The 16239-nt window shown below is 58.7% G+C and carries 17 protein-coding genes and 1 pseudogene; 13 read left to right on the forward strand and 5 right to left on the reverse strand.

Annotated elements, in window-relative coordinates:
- Positions 1 to 215 precede the first annotated feature (215 nt).
- The 5 genes from ACA075_RS11360 to ACA075_RS11380 form a co-directional block, all read right to left on the reverse strand.
- A complete protein-coding gene (locus ACA075_RS11360; RefSeq protein ID WP_497298528.1) occupies positions 216 to 674 on the reverse strand; it encodes a hypothetical protein in 459 nt (152 codons plus the stop codon).
- 67 nt (positions 675 to 741) lie between these two features.
- Positions 742 to 1185, reverse strand: a complete 444-nt coding sequence (locus ACA075_RS11365; RefSeq protein ID WP_497298530.1) for a hypothetical protein — start codon at positions 1183 to 1185, stop codon at positions 742 to 744.
- A 46-nt stretch (positions 1186 to 1231) separates the two neighbouring features.
- On the reverse strand, positions 1232 to 1552 hold the full coding sequence (locus ACA075_RS11370; RefSeq protein ID WP_497298531.1) for a hypothetical protein: 321 nt from the start codon (positions 1550 to 1552) through the stop codon (positions 1232 to 1234).
- A 2-nt stretch (positions 1553 to 1554) separates the two neighbouring features.
- Positions 1555 to 2088: a hypothetical protein gene (locus tag ACA075_RS11375; RefSeq protein WP_497298532.1), complete on the reverse strand. Its 534-nt coding sequence runs from the start codon at positions 2086 to 2088 to the stop codon at positions 1555 to 1557.
- Positions 2089 to 2102: 14 nt separating this feature from the next.
- Positions 2103 to 2585, reverse strand: a complete 483-nt coding sequence (locus ACA075_RS11380; protein ID WP_497299234.1) for a hypothetical protein — start codon at positions 2583 to 2585, stop codon at positions 2103 to 2105.
- Between ACA075_RS11380 and ACA075_RS11385 the strand changes: the two are divergent.
- From ACA075_RS11385 to ACA075_RS11445, 13 genes and pseudogenes are all read left to right on the forward strand, one after another.
- A pseudogene (locus ACA075_RS11385) lies at positions 2530 to 3390 on the forward strand (phage portal protein); the annotation flags it as partial. The gene ACA075_RS11380 and the pseudogene ACA075_RS11385 overlap by 56 nt on opposite strands.
- Complete coding sequence (locus tag ACA075_RS11390; RefSeq protein ID WP_497298534.1) at positions 3374 to 4063, forward strand: HK97 family phage prohead protease; 690 nt, start codon at positions 3374 to 3376, stop codon at positions 4061 to 4063. The pseudogene ACA075_RS11385 and the gene ACA075_RS11390, both read left to right, overlap by 17 nt.
- Positions 4064 to 4118: 55 nt before the next feature.
- The gene (locus tag ACA075_RS11395; protein WP_497298535.1) at positions 4119 to 4619 is read left to right on the forward strand and encodes a hypothetical protein; all 501 of its coding nucleotides are present in this window, start codon (positions 4119 to 4121) and stop codon (positions 4617 to 4619) included.
- 40 nt (positions 4620 to 4659) lie between these two features.
- Positions 4660 to 4989: a hypothetical protein gene (locus tag ACA075_RS11400; RefSeq protein WP_497298537.1), complete on the forward strand. Its 330-nt coding sequence runs from the start codon at positions 4660 to 4662 to the stop codon at positions 4987 to 4989.
- A gap of 287 nt (positions 4990 to 5276) precedes the next feature.
- Entirely contained in the window at positions 5277 to 5612 is a 336-nt protein-coding gene (locus tag ACA075_RS11405) for a hypothetical protein (protein ID WP_497298538.1), read from the forward strand.
- A 50-nt stretch (positions 5613 to 5662) separates the two neighbouring features.
- On the forward strand, positions 5663 to 9061 hold the full coding sequence (locus ACA075_RS11410) for a tape measure protein (protein ID WP_497298540.1): 3399 nt from the start codon (positions 5663 to 5665) through the stop codon (positions 9059 to 9061).
- Positions 9061 to 9405, forward strand: coding sequence for a phage tail protein (locus tag ACA075_RS11415; protein WP_497298541.1), 345 nt, complete (start codon positions 9061 to 9063; stop codon positions 9403 to 9405). Before ACA075_RS11410 ends, ACA075_RS11415 begins: the two co-directional genes overlap by 1 nt.
- A gap of 54 nt (positions 9406 to 9459) precedes the next feature.
- Positions 9460 to 10161, forward strand: a complete 702-nt coding sequence (locus ACA075_RS11420) for a phage minor tail protein L (RefSeq protein WP_497298542.1) — start codon at positions 9460 to 9462, stop codon at positions 10159 to 10161.
- A 2-nt stretch (positions 10162 to 10163) separates the two neighbouring features.
- Positions 10164 to 10946 carry a C40 family peptidase gene (locus ACA075_RS11425; RefSeq protein WP_497298544.1) on the forward strand — a complete coding sequence of 261 codons (783 nt, stop codon included), beginning with the start codon at positions 10164 to 10166 and terminating at the stop codon, positions 10944 to 10946.
- Positions 10943 to 11530 (forward strand): tail assembly protein, encoded by a 588-nt coding sequence (locus ACA075_RS11430; RefSeq protein WP_497298546.1) that lies wholly within the window; start codon positions 10943 to 10945, stop codon positions 11528 to 11530. The genes ACA075_RS11425 and ACA075_RS11430 overlap by 4 nt, the downstream gene beginning before the upstream one ends.
- A 59-nt stretch (positions 11531 to 11589) precedes the next feature.
- The gene (locus ACA075_RS11435) at positions 11590 to 15189 is read left to right on the forward strand and encodes a TipJ family phage tail tip protein (RefSeq protein ID WP_497298547.1); all 3600 of its coding nucleotides are present in this window, start codon (positions 11590 to 11592) and stop codon (positions 15187 to 15189) included.
- 3 nt (positions 15190 to 15192) lie between these two features.
- Positions 15193 to 15549: a hypothetical protein gene (locus ACA075_RS11440; protein WP_497298548.1), complete on the forward strand. Its 357-nt coding sequence runs from the start codon at positions 15193 to 15195 to the stop codon at positions 15547 to 15549.
- Complete coding sequence (locus ACA075_RS11445; RefSeq protein ID WP_497298550.1) at positions 15546 to 16205, forward strand: hypothetical protein; 660 nt, start codon at positions 15546 to 15548, stop codon at positions 16203 to 16205. The genes ACA075_RS11440 and ACA075_RS11445 overlap by 4 nt, the downstream gene beginning before the upstream one ends.
- Positions 16206 to 16239: the final 34 nt, after the last annotated feature.

Below are 16239 nucleotides of genomic sequence, written 5' to 3' on the forward strand. Positions count from 1 at the left end.
GGCTGGTAGGTGGAATGTGGAATGTGGAATGTGGAAATCAGACGAGGGGAGAGACGACGAATTGCGTGAGACAAATTTATTGGGTGAGCTATTGTTGAAGCTTGCGCTTCATCAGTTACCGAACCCCTGTCTGGTTCATTCGGTGGCTGATGGGGCGGTTTCTATTTATCGCGGCCCCTTGTAGCAGTACACGTAGGCGAACCAGGCGAGGGCGATCATGGCGTCACCTCAAGGCTACCGAATCGCTCCAAAAGTTCGACCTCAAGCTGTGCAGCCTTGTCTTCGAAGCCGTCAACTTGAACGGTGCGCATGCGCTTATGCTCTTCGTCGAATCCTTCGGGCACACCAAGGTCGCGCCACCATTGGCGCGCATACTCGAACACATCCCTTGCTCGTTGATCGTCGATCCAGAGCGTGGCGCCGTTGAACTCGGCGCGCCATGGCAGGGAGCTACCTTTGATCAGCGCCAATGTGCGGCGTCGCAACTGCGCATAGCTCAGCGGAACGCCCCACGCTCGACGGCTGATCATGTGCAACCCCTGAGCGTATCGCTGGCTATCACCGCTACTCAGTGCCTTGCCACCGCCAACGTAATTTGTGATGACGCCTTTGCCAGTTTTGCGCACCTGCGCTCGCCAGATGGCTTGCAGGATTTCTGAGTCGGTTACTTTCATCCGATCACCGCCTTTATGGTCAGTACCAATGGAAGCCAGAAGAAGAGGGCGCAGCTGGCCATGCAGGTCAGGAGCATGGCGTCACCTGTGATTTCAGATCAGCGAGCGCAAAAACAATGCCGCGGCAGTAGCCGTCCTCGCCTTCCCATACGTCGAAAGTCGAGTGCGGAATATCCGTTTCGTAGATCCAGCTGAAGCCGTCCTTATCCCAGATAGCTTTGATAGATGAGGCAGTCTTACGTCGCTCAACAAAGTCAGCGATCGCTTCGTCATCGCCATCATCAATCTGATCCCGATCAAGCAGGCCTTTTGAATCTAGCCAGGCAGCCCCGCCGCCGTAGCAGCCGAACTCATCACGGATGGCACCTTCGAATTCCATCAGGTCATCGCTGGCGCCGAAGACGATCACGAGGCCCGCAGCTTTGGCGGCCGCGATCTGGTCTTTGGTGATGGCCTTGTGCGCTGGATACTGAATTCCGTTCAGTTGTGCTGCGAGCTGATCTCTAGGCATGACTGTTCCTTTGCCGCTATAGCGGCTGACTTTGAAGGGGGAGGGGTTACTGAGGTCTTGAGGCGATGGCGCGAACGGCGGCGTTGTATTCGATCGGATCGCCGTTCGGGTAATTCTCGATGATCGCCCGCAGGCGATCGCGCTCGGCATCGCTTTGAGGGCGTGCCACCGCCGCCGTCATTTCCGCCAAGACCATCCACGGATAGTCGCAGGCGGTGTCCTTTACTAAGCAGTCACCGGCATGGATGAACTTCTCTGCCGCCTTGCTGGCAAGGCAGCCGCGCTGGCAGAAGCGGCACCGGTACAGGTCGCCATCGATGGCCCAGGTGCGGTGGTGTAGTTCGAGATCAGCGTCACGCTTATCCATGGTCATTCGCCCTGGTTGGCCAGCATGTTCAGGCGCATGCCTGATGTGCCGGGGATCTGATGCTCGCGCTCAAGGTGTTCATCCAGCTCCGGGTACTCTGGTCGTGCCGGTGGGTAAGCCGGAGCGGTCATCGCCTGATCAATGGCGGCGCGAAGGTTCTCGCTGTAGTCCTCGCCGATCACGCGCTCGGTCGGCTTGTCCATCCAATGGCCGACAATTTCGATGCTGATGCAACTGTCGCCGGCATCGCCGTTGGGGCTACTGTCGTAGCGGACATCCCAGCAATTCGATTCCAGTGCATCGAGCCGAGCCTTGTCTCGTTCCAACTCATCAACCCGCTGATCCGCTGCGTTCAGGCGCAGCTGCAGGGCGTCACGCTCGGCCTTCATGCGATTGAAGGTCTCGCCGAGCACGTACTGCACTGGGCGGTGTCCGCATTCACAGTCTGGCCAAGGGTTATCCTCTGCCCAAGTCCTGCCGTCGCCGGTGTCTGTCTCGCAGGCCGGGCCGAGGTAAATCACTTTTGGTTCGCTCACCTTGAAATACCTCTTCAATTGTCCGTGCCTGTGTAGGTGCGCCAAGGGACCTTGACGCCGTTGACCAGAAAGCCCCAGTCACCACGCCACTTGCTGGTGATGAACAGGGTGATGACGCCGCCGGGCGATACCTCGTCGATGCGGTGGTACTCGCCGTGCATCAGGCGGGCGGTGTCGCCGGGTTCGCGCCAGTAATCGATGTCGCCGTTCCCGCTGTCTCGGCGCTGCTCCTTGTAGAAGCCGCGTAGGATGATCGTCCGAGCGTTCCACGGGTGGTCATGCGGATCCCGGTCTTCGTCCGGCCGCATGATGTGGTGGATACGGAACGACCACGGGCACCACCAGAGCGCCGGCTTGTGCGTGGTGCGGGAGTAGGGGTTGAACAGCCACCAGCGGCCCATGTACATCTCGGCGCCGTCAGCGGACATGATGTGCAGGTAATACAGCATCATCGAACGCGCCGACAACGGCGACTGGATCGGCTTTATCCCGGTCAGTGCTGACAACGTAGAAGTCGACACCTCGGACGACTTGATCTACTGGGTCACACTGGATGGCGGTCGCTTTCCGGTGTCGCCGGAGAACATGCTGCATTTCAAGCTGTTTAGTGTTGACGGAATTATTGGACTATCGCCTGTCGAGTGCATGGCGGAATCCATGGGTTTGGCCAAGACCGCGCAGGCCTGGTCCGCGATGTTCATGCGCAAAGGCGGGTTCACTGGCGGCTATGTCATATATGAGCAATTCCTGACTAAGGCCCAGCAGGCCCAGATCATGGAAAAGTTTCCTGACGTGCGCAAAGGCGACGTCAACGATATCGGCTCGATGGGCATCTTGCAGGGCGGCCCAAAGATAGTTCCCGCAGGCCTGAGCCAGAAGGACAGCCAGTTCATTGAGTCTCAACAATTCCAAGAGGAAGCCCTTGCAGGCTGCTACGGAGTTCCTCTGTACCTGGCCAACCGTGCCGGGAAGACCTCAATCATGGGGTCGAATCTGGAGCAGCAGACCAGTGGCTTTGTGACGTTCGGCCTCAAGCCTTACCTCGATGCCATCGAGGATGAAATCAACGACAAGCTTTTTCGCGATAAACCTCAATTTGTGGAGTTTGTCGTCGAGGGGTTGTTGCGTGCCGACAGTGCGGGTCGCGCTACTTACTACCAGGCGGCACTTGGTGGCTCTGGTGGTTCGGGCTGGATGTGCATCAACGAGGTTCGCGACAAGGAAAACCTGCCGCGCCTGGAAGGCGAAGAATACAGCCGGGTCACCCGGTGGGAGATGCAGACCAATGTTCAGCAAACTTGAAGTTCCCTTCGAGGTAAAGGCCGTCGATGACGCGGGCAACTTCGAGGGCTATGCCGCGGTGTTCAACAACATCGACCTGGGCGACGACGTGATCCTGCCAGGGGCATTTACCAAGGTTAAGACCACCCGCGCCGGCCGACTGAAGTTGGCCCTGTTCCACGACCTGACCCGTTTGGTCGGATCTTCTGAGTTCACCCAAGACGATCACGGGCTGCACCTCAAGGGCAAGATCAATCTCGCCGTGAGTTATGCCCGCGACGCTTACGAACTGATGAAAGAAGGCACGCTCGACAGCATGTCCATCGGCTTCAACACCTTGCTATCGACGTTCGAAGAGGCTGAGGTTTCGTGCCCGGTGTACGACGGCGCGCCGATGGACACGCCCATGCCATACATCTCGTTTGACCGGGAAATCTCGGCGAACACCAGCCCTATCGCCGGGCGCAAGCGCGAACAACGCCTGATCTACCTGTCGGTCTGGTCTGATGCCCACGGCCAGGCTGAAGTGAAGCGCATCAATGGCGAGATCGTTGCTGCTCTGGACGAGCGCCGGTTGCCGCTGACAGTTGGCCGGGCAGTATCAGTGCGAGTCGAACAGGCCGACGCCCAGCGCGATGCCGACGGCGTCACGTACCAGGGATCAATCACAGTCCGCGTCATCACCACCCACTAATTCCCAACACCGGCCGCCCTGCGGCTTTATCCAATGTGCCCTTGGAGGAACCCCCATGGCCGAAGACAACCTCAATACAGCCGCCGGCTGCCGGATCGGCATCGGTAGCAAGAATGGCGCGGACACCGAAGCGCTCTACAAGGCTGATACCTACGTCGACATTGGTGAGGTCGAGGACCTTGGCGAGTTCGGCGATACCTTCAGCTCTGTGACCTTTACCTCGCTGCGCGATGGCCGGGTGCGCAAGTACAAAGGCACCGCCGATGCCGGCGACCTGACCCTGACTGTCGGCCTCGACAACGGCGACCTCGGCCAGGCCAAGCTGAAGATCGCTCACAAGGATCGCAGCAAGGGCGACTACAACATCAAGATCACCCTGAACGACGGCGACGCTGACGCTACCCCGGTTCTGTTGCCGACCACGTTCTATCTGCGTGGCAAGGTGATGAATAACACTGTCGCCGCCGGCGCGGCTGACAACGTGGTTCGCCGCAACGTCACCATCGGCATCAACTCCGACATTCTCGAAATCCTCCCGGTCGCTGTTGCGCCGTAACCTGCGGGGCTTCGGCCCCGACTTTTCAAGGACCTGACACATGAGCAAGACTTTGCTCGGTACCGTCGACATTACGCTCGACGGCGAGACTTACACCTTGAAGCCAACCCTCGGCGCCGTGCGAGCGATTGAGGCTCACTTCGGCGGGTTGCGCGGCGCGTCCCAGGCAATCAATGCCCTGAGCGTTGACGGTTGCGCTGTGATCGTTGCAAGCGGCGCAGGCCTGACTGGGAAAGCCGCCGAGGGTATACCTGAGCAAGTTTGGCAGGCCGGCGTCCTCGAGGTGTCGGTCCAGCTCAACGCGTACCTGGTAGCGCTTTACAATCCGAAGGGGGCCGACGCGGGAAAGGCTCAGCCGGCGAAGGCGTAAGTGCTGTCGAGGACGGAAGTTACGTCGACCGGCTTTACGCGGTAGCCACCGGATGGCTTGGCTGGTCACCTGAAGTAGCCTGGAGCACGCCGCTCCCTGAGTTGTTTCTGGCCGTGGATGCCCGCGTAGAGTGGGCGCAGATGACTAATCCGTTCGGCAAGCCCGCCGGCAAGAAGGACAAGCCGAAACCGTCCACAGTGGCCGCGAAGCTTCGTCAGGCGCTTACCGGGAGGCGGTCAGCGTAGCATTTTGATAATCTCCATCGACAATGGACGAGGGATTGATGAATGCAAAAGCTGATAGTGACGCTTCCGTTTATTTTATTGTTGGCGGCGTGCGGACAGTCGGAGGCGGATAAAGCAAAGCATGACGCCGAAATGACGGAGATAAGATTTCAGCGCATAGCTAGGGAGTCAGTAACCGCAGTTTTAAAAGATCCAGGCAGCGCTGAATTTCGTGATCAGCGCGGGTTCTGCGGTGAGGTTAATTCTAAGAACTCGTTCGGGGGATATGCCGGTTTCAAGAGGTTCATCGCCCCGAACAAAGATATGGTCGTTTTTGAGAAAGATGATCGAATGAGTCCAGGTGAATTTGAGGAAGCCTGGTCAAAGTTCTGTCATTAATTTTTACTTTACCACCCGCTTCGGCGGGTTTTTTATGCCTGGAGAAAAGCATGGCTGATACTGACGTACAGGGGATGCTCGTCCGCATCGAGGCGACGACTGCACAGTTGCGTCAGGAAATGGCTCGCGCTGATTCTAGCGTTGCTCAGGCGTCAGGGAAAATCGATAAAAGCTTGGGGCGTATCGATACAGCTTTCGACCGTGCCGGTGAAAGTGCGCTTGGTGCATCTGCTCTGATGAAGAGCGCCCTAGCAGCAGCTATCGGTGCCGCATCTATCGGTAAAATTATCGAGACGGCTGACTCCTATTCTCAGATGAGCGACCGCGTCGGGCTGGCCACAAGCAGTGTCGGTGAATATAACCAGGTGCAAGAGCGTCTGATCGACACAGCGAAGCGTACCTACCGCCCTTTAAGCGAAGCTCAGGAACTGTACATCCGAACTTCGGAAAGCCTGAAGTCGATGGGTTTGAACACTGGCCAAGCGTTGGATGTTTTGGACAGCTTCAGCTTCTTGCTGGTGACCAACTCCACTTCTGCGGATAAGGCAAAATCAGCAATCGATGCTTATTCCAAGGCGCTTCAACTCGGGAAAGTAGAAGCTGGTGACTGGCAATCGATTTTGGCGGCCATGCCAACTATCGTCGAGACTGTCGCGAAGGCTACCGGTAAAACAACCGAAGGAATTCGTAGTCTTGGCGCCCAAGGTAAGCTCAGCCTCGAGGTATTGACCGACGGCTTGCAGAAGTCCGCCACAGCAAATGGCAAGCTTGCCGACAGCATGAGTACCGCGGTGCGGGACGCAGTCCAGAATCTATCGAATGCATTCTCGATCTATATCGGTAGGTTGAACGAAACCACTGACTTCACGGGTGTTTTAGCCAAAGGGATAGGGGTGCTGGGAGCCAACTTCGAGACGCTCGCCGACGTTGCTATTCTTGCAGCCATTGGAGCTCTTGCAGGTTATGGGCGGAGCGCTGCAGGCTCTGCTGCTATTGCTGTGAAATCGGCTCTCCAAGATGCCGCAGCTCGGAAAACCCAAGCTGCTTCCGTGCTATTGGTCGCGCAAGCAGAGCAGCAGAAAGCTGCAACCTCGGTCTTTCTCGCAGAGCGGGAGGCCGTCGCTGCGAGAGGCACGGCTGTTCAAACTCAAATGTCGCTGCAACTGGCAGAGGCGCGAATGGTTGAGGCTCGCGCGACAACGGCGGTCTCTGTAGCGCAAGCGGGTGTGAGCCGGGCGGGCGCCGGCATTCTCGGAATTCTTGGTGGTCCAGTAGGGATAGCGGCGTTAGCGATCGGAGCCGCAACCGCTTTTCTGACTCTTCGTGATAATTCAGGATTCTTGGAGGAGAAGCTCGGAGATCTGACTGATCCACTTGATAAGTTGATTAAGCGTTTTGGCGATTTGAATAGGGCCACCCAGTCGGTAACCCTTCGCGAACTGAAGTCGCAAGTTGAAGACCTGCAGTCCGATCTCGGCCAAATGTCAGGAGCAATTGCCGACAAGTTTGAAAACGACTTGCGTGGCATGGGGGCTGCTGGCGCTGACGGGCTCATGGCAGGGCTTACGCCTCTTCCAGAGGAAGCTCAGGCCGCATTGGATTTGGTTCGCAAGGCATCGAAAGACCAGGCTGCGGGAATTACCGTTGACTGGAAGTCTGTTGCTGACCAGGTTCGCCTTGTTCCCGGTGTCACCGAGTCGATGGCTCGGGCAATGGAGGAGAGCCAAGGGCCTGTTACAAAGTTGTCCGGTGAGCTCGGTAAGCAGAAAGAAATTGTTGCTGCACTTACTGGAGAAACCGAAGCCAACACCAAGGCGCAGAGGGAGAATTCGACCGCAAAGGCCGCCGCAGCTCAGGTTGGCCAAAAGTATCTCGAGCAGCTGCAAAAAGATCTCGGCACCGCGAAGGACAAGACCGCGTTGGAGGCGGCGAATCGATTCATTGCCGAAAACACCAAACTCACGGAAGGGATGATTGTTGCGATCCGCTCGGCCGCGGCTGCCAAGGACTCTCAGAAAGAAATTGACGATGCCGCAGCCAAGGCAGCCAAAAAGAACACCAGCGAATCAGAGTCGGCGGCCAAGCAGCAACTCAAAGCCTTCGAGTCGACGGAGGAAGGCTACAAGCGACAGATCGAACTGATCAACACCACCGGCGACAAGCAGAAGGACGCGACCGAAGTTCAGAAGCTGTCGTTTGAGCTTCAGGAAGGCAAGCTCGGCATATTGACCGAGGCCCAGAAGAAGCGGCTCACGGGTATGGCCGCCGAACTGGACGCGCTGAACAAGATCAAGAAGGCCAACGAAGACGACTTGAAGCTGACGGCTTTCAAGAATGCCCAGGCCACGGGTACGCAGACCACCCAGGACGGATTCGATCAGGAGCTTGCCGGCATTGGCATGGGCGACAAGGCCCGCGACCGTATGCGGGCAGACTTGGCCCTTCGGCAGAAATACGCGGCAGATCTGGCCAGCTTGAACGAGCAGCGGAATACCGACCAGATCACACCGGAGCTCTACGCCAGTGAAACCACAGTGCTCAAGGAGGCACTAGCAGAGCGTCTAATTGCTCAAGAGATGTTTTATCAGCAGGTCGACGAGTACCAGTCGAACTGGATGAATGGTGTCAACGAAGCGTGGGCCAACTATGCCGATGCTGCTCGGGACTATTCGCAGATCGCCGCCGACTTCACATCGGGCGCCTTGGATACCGCTACTGGTGACCTGGGCACGTTCTTCTCGGACGTGGCCAGCGGCGCGGAAGATGCCGATGACGCCTTGGGCGACATGGTCGGCAACTTCGCAAAGTCGATGCTCAAGGCGTTGGGTGATATGGCGGCCCAGTGGCTGATCTATCAAGGCGTGCAATTGTTGGTGGGAAAATCGACCCAGGCGACTGCTGCGGGAACACTTGGCGCGAACGCGGCGGCGATGTCGCTTCAGGCTGGCTTGAATGCCTACGCATCGACGGCCGCGATTCCAATCATCGGTCCTGCTGCCGCACCTGCGGCAATGGCGACAGCGTTGAGCGTCACTGGTCCTTTGGCATCGGCAGTGGGCATGACTGCGATGTCGGGTGTTGGCTTCATGGAGGGTGGCTACACCGGCGACGGTCGCCGCGACGAAGTTGCCGGCCCGGTCCACCGCGGCGAGTTCGTTTTCAACTCCGAAGCAACTGCGCGAATCGGCGTGGGAACCTTGGAAGCTATGGCCAATGGCAAGGCCACAATGATCAGTCCTTCCGGAAGTAGTTCCGGTACCGACTCTTCAGGTGGCGGGCCACCGTCGATCATTTTCAACGCACCAGTTTCCGTGCAAGCGCAGCCAGGCATGAGCGACCAACAGGCACAAATGCAGGGCGAATCAATCAGCGCCGGCCTTGAGTCCAGCTTCGGTCAGTTCCTCGATCGGGAAATGCGCCAGGGCGGGCGACTCTGGAGGCGCAACTGATGGCTGAGGTATTTGATTATGACGTGCAGCTCGGCGCCGATGGTGACGTCTCCCAGAGAACTTGGGAGAACGAGTTCGGTGATGGGTATGTCCAGTCCGGCGGTATAGGCATCAACACCAAGAGCCAGGCGTGGAATCTCACGCACACTGGTTCATTGGAGGCCGGTGATGAGCTGCCGCTGGTCTGGGCATTTCTGGATCGTCACGAGGGCTACAAGTCGTTTTTGTGGACGCCGCCTGGAGGAATTCAGGGCTACTACAAATGCACTGGGTACAAGCCACGCCCGCTTGGGAATGACAATTTCACGCTGAGCTTCGTCTTCAAGCAGGTCTATAGGCCCTGATGTCCCAAGCTGATCAACCCCGCCAAGTGCGGGGTTTGTTGTTTCTGGAGCACTATGAATTACAACGCAGACATCCAAAAACTTGAGCCGGGTAACCAGATCCGCCTATTCGAGCTCGACGCCACGCGCCTGGGCGCGAATCTGTGGCGCTTCCACGGTCACGCGCAGGAAGGCGACATCATCTGGCAGGGCCAGTTGTACTCCCCACTCCAGATCACAGCGAAGGGATTCGATATCCGCGGTGATGGCCGGCCTGCTTCGCCCACTTTGCAGGTGGCCAACGAGCTGGGTGGCGTGCGCGGCGCACTGACCGCGCTGTGCTTGCAGTTTCGGGATCTGGCTGGTGCCAAGGTCCGCGTCATCGAAACGTTCCGCCACTTTCTGGACGCCGCCAACTTCCCCGACGGCAATCCAACTGCCAGCAACCAGAGCAAGATCAACCTCTGGTACATCGAGCAGAAGACCTCCGAAACATTCGAATCGCTGACGTTCGACCTGTCCGGTCCAACGGACATGGAAGGACAGATGCTGCCCTCGCAGCAGATCACCAAGCTGTGCCGCTGGGCCTGCCGGGGAGGCTACCGGGGTGAGGCGTGCGCTTACATGGGTGCCGCGATGTTCACGAAAAAGAATGAGCCCACGGACAACCCCGCGCTTGATCGCTGTGGCGGCTGGTGGAGCAGCTGCAAGCTTCGCGGCAATACCCGCCGATTTGGCGGATCCATGGGCGCGAGCCTGATCGCATCTTCGAGGTAATCATGCGGATCAATCAAAAATTGCAGGCAGAGATCCGTGCTCACGCCGAGCGTGATTACCCTGCCGAGGCGTGCGGTGTGTTGGTCAGCACTGAGTCAGGCCGCATTTATGTCCCTTGCGGCAACAAAGCGAAGACCGCCCGGGAGAATTTCCAGATCGATGAGCGCGACCTGGCGGCCGCCGAAGATCTCGGGGCCGTCGTCGCAATTATTCACAGCCATCCGGACAAAGCGCCGTCGCCGAGCATGGCCGATCGCGTCAGTTGCGAACTGCACGAACTGCCCTGGGGCATCGTGGGCTGGCCTGGCGGTGAGTTCGAGTGGTTCAAGCCAGTCGGATTTCAGGCGCCGCTGCTGGGGCGGGACTTCTCCCATGGCCTTCTGGATTGCTGGGCCGCTTGCCGAGACTGGTACGCCCGAGAGGCGGGCCTTCAGCTGCCGAACTTTGAGCGCCATGACCTGTGGTGGGAGGACGAGCAGGGCCCTAGCCTTTATGAAGACAACTTCAAGGCCACGGGTTTCTACCAGGTTGAAAACGCCCAGCGCGGTGACATGTTGGTTCTGCAAATTCCAACACCCGGGCGACCATGTTTCCATCCCAACCACGCCGCGATCTATTTGGGAGACGAGCCCGCGTTTGTCAGCGAGCCAGCAGCAAGGCTTGGCGGCTCAGGTCCCTTCATCTACCACCACATGGCGGGTCGCCTGGCCGGGCGTGAAATCTTCGGCTGGTCGCAGGCCAACCGGGTGAAACTGATACTGAGGCATAAGGACTACCGCCCATGACAATGACGACCATCAAACTGGGCGGTGTGCTGGGCAAGCGCTTTGGCCGCCAGTACTTGCTCGACCTGTACGGCTTTCGCGATGCCATGAGCGCACTGTGCAACATGAAGCCGGGTTTCGAGCAGTTCCTGCGCAGCGCCGAAGAGCGCGGTCTGGTGTTCGCGGTGTTCATCGACGAACGAAATGTCGGTGAGCAGGAGCTCGATCTCAAGTCGGCAGGGCCAAGTGCGATCCGCATCATGCCGATCATTCAAGGGAGCAAGCAGGCTGGCATGTTTCAGACCCTGCTTGGCGTGGCCCTGGTAGTCGCCGGACTGTTCACTGGCGGTACGACTTCTACGCTGGGCCTGGGCCTATTGGCGGCCGGCGCAGCGGTTGGCTTGGGCGGCGTGGTGCAAATGCTGTCTCCGACGACCAAGGCCAACACCAGCGACAAGAATGAGGACGGCAACAATCCGAGCTATGGCTTTGGCAGCGCCGTCACCACCATCGCCCAAGGCAACCCATACCCACTGCTCTACGGCGAGCGGGAGATCGGCGGGGCCGTAGAGTCTGGCGGCATCTACACGCAAGACAACATCTGATCCCTCGGAAACACCCACAACCCGCTTCGGCGGGTTTTTGCATTTATGGAGATCCCGGAATGGGCGCAGTAGCGAAGAAACGCCGGTCGGTGATGGGCGCAAAGGGCGGCCAGGCAAAGCAGAAGCAGCCTAGCATCGCTACCAACAGCGTTCCGTCGATCGCCACTGCCCGCATCGTTTACCTCTGGAGCTGGGGGCCGATCGTCGGGCCGGTGAATGGCTTGCAGTCCGTGCGATTGGATGGCACGCCTATTCAGGCTCCGGACGGGACCATCAATTATCCCGGCGTGAAATGGCAGTTCCGGTCGGGCGAACTCAATCAAGCGCGCCTTGCAGGCGTTTCCGAGTCGAGCAATGAAATTGCCGTGGGGCAGGAGCTGCTCACTACTGCGCCCTGGCTGCACACGATCAACAACGCAATGATCGATGCCGTGCGTCTTCGCTTCAGCTGGCCACAACTCCAGAGCCAGGACTCGAGCGGCAACATTAACGGCGTGCGCATCGACTATGCCGTGGACATATCCACCGACAACGGCCCCTTTGTCCAGATCCTGACCTCGTTTGTCGATCGGAAAAACATCACCAAGTACGAGCGGTCGCACCGCATCGAGTTGCCGGATGGCGGCCGATGGACGATCCGCGCCCGGCGCTTGACTCCTGAGGCGAACAGTTCGCTCGTTCAGGACGGCATGGTTGTTGAAGCCATCGCTGAGGTCGTCGACAGTGACCAGGAGTATCCGCTTACTTCAGTCGGGTGCATTGAATACGACGCCCAGCAGTTCGGCGGCGATATCGCCAAGATCGCGGTATTGATGCGCGGCCGCATCGTGCGCGTTCCGACCAACTACAACCCTGAAACCCGAACCTATGCCACCGGCGGCGCCGGCACCAGCAATGGCGTTTGGGATGGAACGTTCAAAGAGGCGTATACGAACAACCCGGCCTGGGTCTTTTATGACCTGGTGCTGCACCCGTATTACGGGCTCGGTGAGCGAATTGACGCAACGATGGTGGATCGCTGGTCGCTGTACCGGATCGCCCAGTATTGCGACCAGATGGTGCCGGACGGTAAAGGCGGGCAGGAACCACGCTTTACCTGCAACCTGTACTTTCAGAAGCAGGCCGAAGCCTACGCGGTGCTGCAGGACCTGGCCTCTATCTTCCACGGCATGGCCTATTGGGACGGAAGCCAGGTAGTCGTCAACGCCGATATGCCCGGCGACCCGGTATTCAGCTATAGCCCCGCGCAGATCCTCAACAACGGAGCGATCCAGTACGACGGCACGCGTTGGCGCGATCGGCACACCAACGCCATGGTTTCGTGGGACAACCCCGGACAGGGCTTTGAAACTGACAAAGAACCGGTGTTCGACGACGAGGCGCTGAGCGAACTGGGCTCCGTGCGGGAGCTTGCCGTCGATGCTTTTGGATGCACCTCGCTGGGTCAGGCCCAGCGGGCTGGCCAGTGGGCGCTGTTGACCGAGCAACTGCAAACCCGGGGCGGTACCTTCCGCGTCGGGCTGGACGGACACATCCCCAAGCCGGGCCAGGTGATCGCTGTTGGCGATCCCATGCTGGCCGGCCGCGCGAATGGCGGGCGCATCTCGTCGGTGAACGGCCGGGTAATTACGCTGGATCGTGACCTAGAGATTCCCACCGGAGCCCGCCTGCTGTTGAACCTGCCAAGCGGGAAATCCGAAGGGCGCGTCATTAAGTCGTTTAGCGGTCGCGCTGTCACGGTCATGGCTGATTACAGCGAAGTGCCCGAGGCTGAGTGTGGCTGGGTGATCGACTTCGACGATCTGAAGGTGATGCAGTTCTATGTGCGTAACGTCACGCGGCCGGAGTGGCATCAATTCCAGATCGAGGCTATCCAGCACGAACCGAGCAAGTTCGACGCAATCGACTTCGGCGCTGTTGTAGATACGCGTCCGATCAGTGGGATTCCGATCGGGACACAAGAGGCACCGGCGCGGGTGCTGCTCAGTCAGCACGTCGTGATCGAGCAGGGCATTGCCGTCACCAACATGACTATTGCCTGGGACGCCGCACCCGGTGCTGTCGGGTATGACGTCGAATGGCGCTGGGGCGCGCGGGAGTGGATCAAGGTTCCGCGCACGGGCGAGTTGGCCGTGGATGTACGAGGGATTTACTCCGGCCAATACTTGGCCAGGGTGCGGGCGGTTAGTGCGATGAATGTTTCATCCATCCCAACCAACTCTGTGCTGACCGACTTGCTCGGCAAAACCGGCCTTCCACCATCTGTTACGCACCTCATCGCCACACCGCTGTTGTTCGGCATCAATCTCAAGTGGGGGTTCCCAGCTGGTGCCGAGGATACCCAGCGCACGGAGATATGGTACGGGGCATCGACCAGCCTGGAGGCTGCGACCAAGCTGGCAGATCTGGCCTATCCGCAGAAAGAGTACTCAATGCAGGGCCTTCGTGCCGGCGTGACATTCTTCTTCTGGGCGCGCTTGGTTGACCGTACTGGCAACATCGGTCCGTTCTATCCCGTCGGGCTTGGGGTCATGGGCCAGTCGAGCTCTGACGCTTCGGCCATTTTGGAAATGATCGCTGGCCAGATTGGCGAGACGGAACTTGGCCAGGACCTGCAGGACGAGATCAACAAAATCCCGGGGCTTCAGGAACAGATCGACGCGCTCGATGGTCTGGCAGCCTACAAACCGGATCAGGTCTACGAGAAAGACCAGATGGTTGTGGAAGATGGGAAAATCTTTCAGGCCAAGGGTGAGGTGCCAATCAACACCCCGCCGCCGAATGCGACCTACTGGTTGGATGTCGGTGAGTCAATCGAGACGGCGAACGGGCTGGCGCAACAGGTTGCCTTCAACACCGCCGATATCACAGAGCTCGACGGTGTTGTCACGGCGCAGGCGACCGTGTTCCAAGCGTTGCAGGCGTCATACCGCGACGACAGCGGGGAAGGCGATCTGGCCGACGCCCTCAAGGGCTGGACAAGCACTGCGGCCATCGCTTCGGAATCCAAGGTTCGGAGCTCCGAAAACGAGGCGTTCGCGCAGCGCATCACCACCTTCGATGCGAAGATCGGCGAGAACGCGGCCAACATCACCGAGCTGGAACAGGTGGTGGCCACCAACGAGTCGGCGACGGCCACCAAGATTGACCAGTTGAACGTGTCGGTGGGGCAGAACGCGGCCGCCATTCAACAGACGTCGACGGCCTACGCGGACACTGCCGGCAAGCTGAACACCATGTGGTCGGTGAAAATGCAGGTCGCGGCCGATGGCAAGTACATCGCCGCCGGTATCGGCCTGAGCATTGAGAACACTGGTGCGGGTCTGCAAAGCCAGTTCCTGGTTAGCGCGGACCGGTTCGCGGTCGTGAACACCATAGCCGGCGGCGCCATCTCGGTTCCGTTTGCGGTGCAGGGGGGCCAGGTGTTCATCAACTCCGCCTTTATTGCGGACGGCACCATCACCAACGCCAAGATTGGCAGCTACATCAGCTCAACGAACTACATCGCCGGTCAGCAGGGTTGGATTCTCAACAAGGACGGGACACTGGAGATCAACGGCATTGTTCCTGGCCAGGGTCGACTGGTGATCAACTCACTTAACGTTTCGGTCTACGACGCCAACAACGTATTGCGTGTCCGGCTCGGCTATCTGGGGTGAACCATGGCTTCATTTGGCTTGCGTGTTTTTGATGGAAGCGGTGGCCTGTCCATGGACACCAACAGCTTCACCTACCAGGTGATCTGGCAGGGCGTGATCGACTTCAGTGGAGTCGCGCCCGACTACACGCTGAACATTCCGGGCTTCAATCCGGCTAACTGCGTGTTCATGATCATTCCGACCAGGGCACAGGATGTGCAGTCCTCCGAAACCGACGGGAGCGGGAATCAAAAGTCCTATCCGTTCGTCACGACGGCAGTGGGCCAGGTGGTTGTCAGGCGCAAAAACCCATCATCAAGTGCTTCCACTATTGGCTCAACGGTTGCCGCCAAGGCCTACGCGATAAGGTACTCGACATGAGTTTTGGTTTTCAGAGCATCAACGACAATGCATTTGTCCAGATTGACGCCGAGGCCCCCAGACTTTGCATGCTCACCAAAGGTGCGTATTCGGGGACTACCAATGCATCGGGGGTGTTTGCCAGGGCCATCACAAGCCAGGACCCGCCGCTGGTGTTCATTCGCCCGGATCAGGGAGCGATTCAGGTTCCGATATCGGTGTGGTTCACCGGTGGTCCCGGAAACTGGACCGGGTTCACCATGAAGGCATCTAACGTCAACGCAACGTTAAGCGGCCAGTACTTTGTGGCCGCCTGGGCGTCCATGGGTACGGCAGCCTATGGGCTGCGGTTGTGGGACCAGAACGCGGCGCTTGTTTACGACAGTGGCGCGCCGGCAGTCGTTGTGACCTTCGCGGCAGGAAACTGGACGTACCTCGGAGACGAGCAGCTGACCGTGGGTCACCGCTATTTCTGGGGAATTAACAAGATGCTCGGCCCGGGCGAGTATATCTCCCTAAATCCTTTCGCCATGAATTGCCACAACAACGCGTCGGGTGGCGGTTGCGCTCTTGGCGTCGATTACGCCAACGGCCGAATCATGATGTACAGCCTCGCAACAACTGCTTGGACTGACCAAGGTCACCGTCCATTCCTCTGCGCCAAATTACTGGACTGATCTCTTTCGATCTGCACATATTTTTCTGGAGATA

The sequence above is a fragment of the Pseudomonas sp. LBUM1663 genome (assembly GCF_059695905.1).

Excerpts from the sequence above, each read along its gene's own strand:
- ACA075_RS11360 (WP_497298528.1), bottom strand. The coding sequence starts at position 674 with ATGAAAGTAACCGACTCAGAAATCCTGCAAGCCATCTGGCGAGCGCAG.
- ACA075_RS11365 (WP_497298530.1), bottom strand. The coding sequence starts at position 1,185 with ATGCCTAGAGATCAGCTCGCAGCACAACTGAACGGAATTCAGTATCCA.
- ACA075_RS11370 (WP_497298531.1), bottom strand. The coding sequence starts at position 1,552 with ATGGATAAGCGTGACGCTGATCTCGAACTACACCACCGCACCTGGGCC.
- ACA075_RS11390 (WP_497298534.1), top strand. The coding sequence starts at position 3,374 with ATGTTCAGCAAACTTGAAGTTCCCTTCGAGGTAAAGGCCGTCGATGAC.
- ACA075_RS11395 (WP_497298535.1), top strand. The coding sequence starts at position 4,119 with ATGGCCGAAGACAACCTCAATACAGCCGCCGGCTGCCGGATCGGCATC.
- ACA075_RS11400 (WP_497298537.1), top strand. The coding sequence starts at position 4,660 with ATGAGCAAGACTTTGCTCGGTACCGTCGACATTACGCTCGACGGCGAG.
- ACA075_RS11405 (WP_497298538.1), top strand. The coding sequence starts at position 5,277 with ATGCAAAAGCTGATAGTGACGCTTCCGTTTATTTTATTGTTGGCGGCG.
- ACA075_RS11410 (WP_497298540.1), top strand. The coding sequence starts at position 5,663 with ATGGCTGATACTGACGTACAGGGGATGCTCGTCCGCATCGAGGCGACG.
- ACA075_RS11415 (WP_497298541.1), top strand. The coding sequence starts at position 9,061 with ATGGCTGAGGTATTTGATTATGACGTGCAGCTCGGCGCCGATGGTGAC.
- ACA075_RS11420 (WP_497298542.1), top strand. The coding sequence starts at position 9,460 with ATGAATTACAACGCAGACATCCAAAAACTTGAGCCGGGTAACCAGATC.
- ACA075_RS11425 (WP_497298544.1), top strand. The coding sequence starts at position 10,164 with ATGCGGATCAATCAAAAATTGCAGGCAGAGATCCGTGCTCACGCCGAG.
- ACA075_RS11430 (WP_497298546.1), top strand. The coding sequence starts at position 10,943 with ATGACAATGACGACCATCAAACTGGGCGGTGTGCTGGGCAAGCGCTTT.
- ACA075_RS11435 (WP_497298547.1), top strand. The coding sequence starts at position 11,590 with ATGGGCGCAGTAGCGAAGAAACGCCGGTCGGTGATGGGCGCAAAGGGC.
- ACA075_RS11440 (WP_497298548.1), top strand. The coding sequence starts at position 15,193 with ATGGCTTCATTTGGCTTGCGTGTTTTTGATGGAAGCGGTGGCCTGTCC.
- ACA075_RS11445 (WP_497298550.1), top strand. The coding sequence starts at position 15,546 with ATGAGTTTTGGTTTTCAGAGCATCAACGACAATGCATTTGTCCAGATT.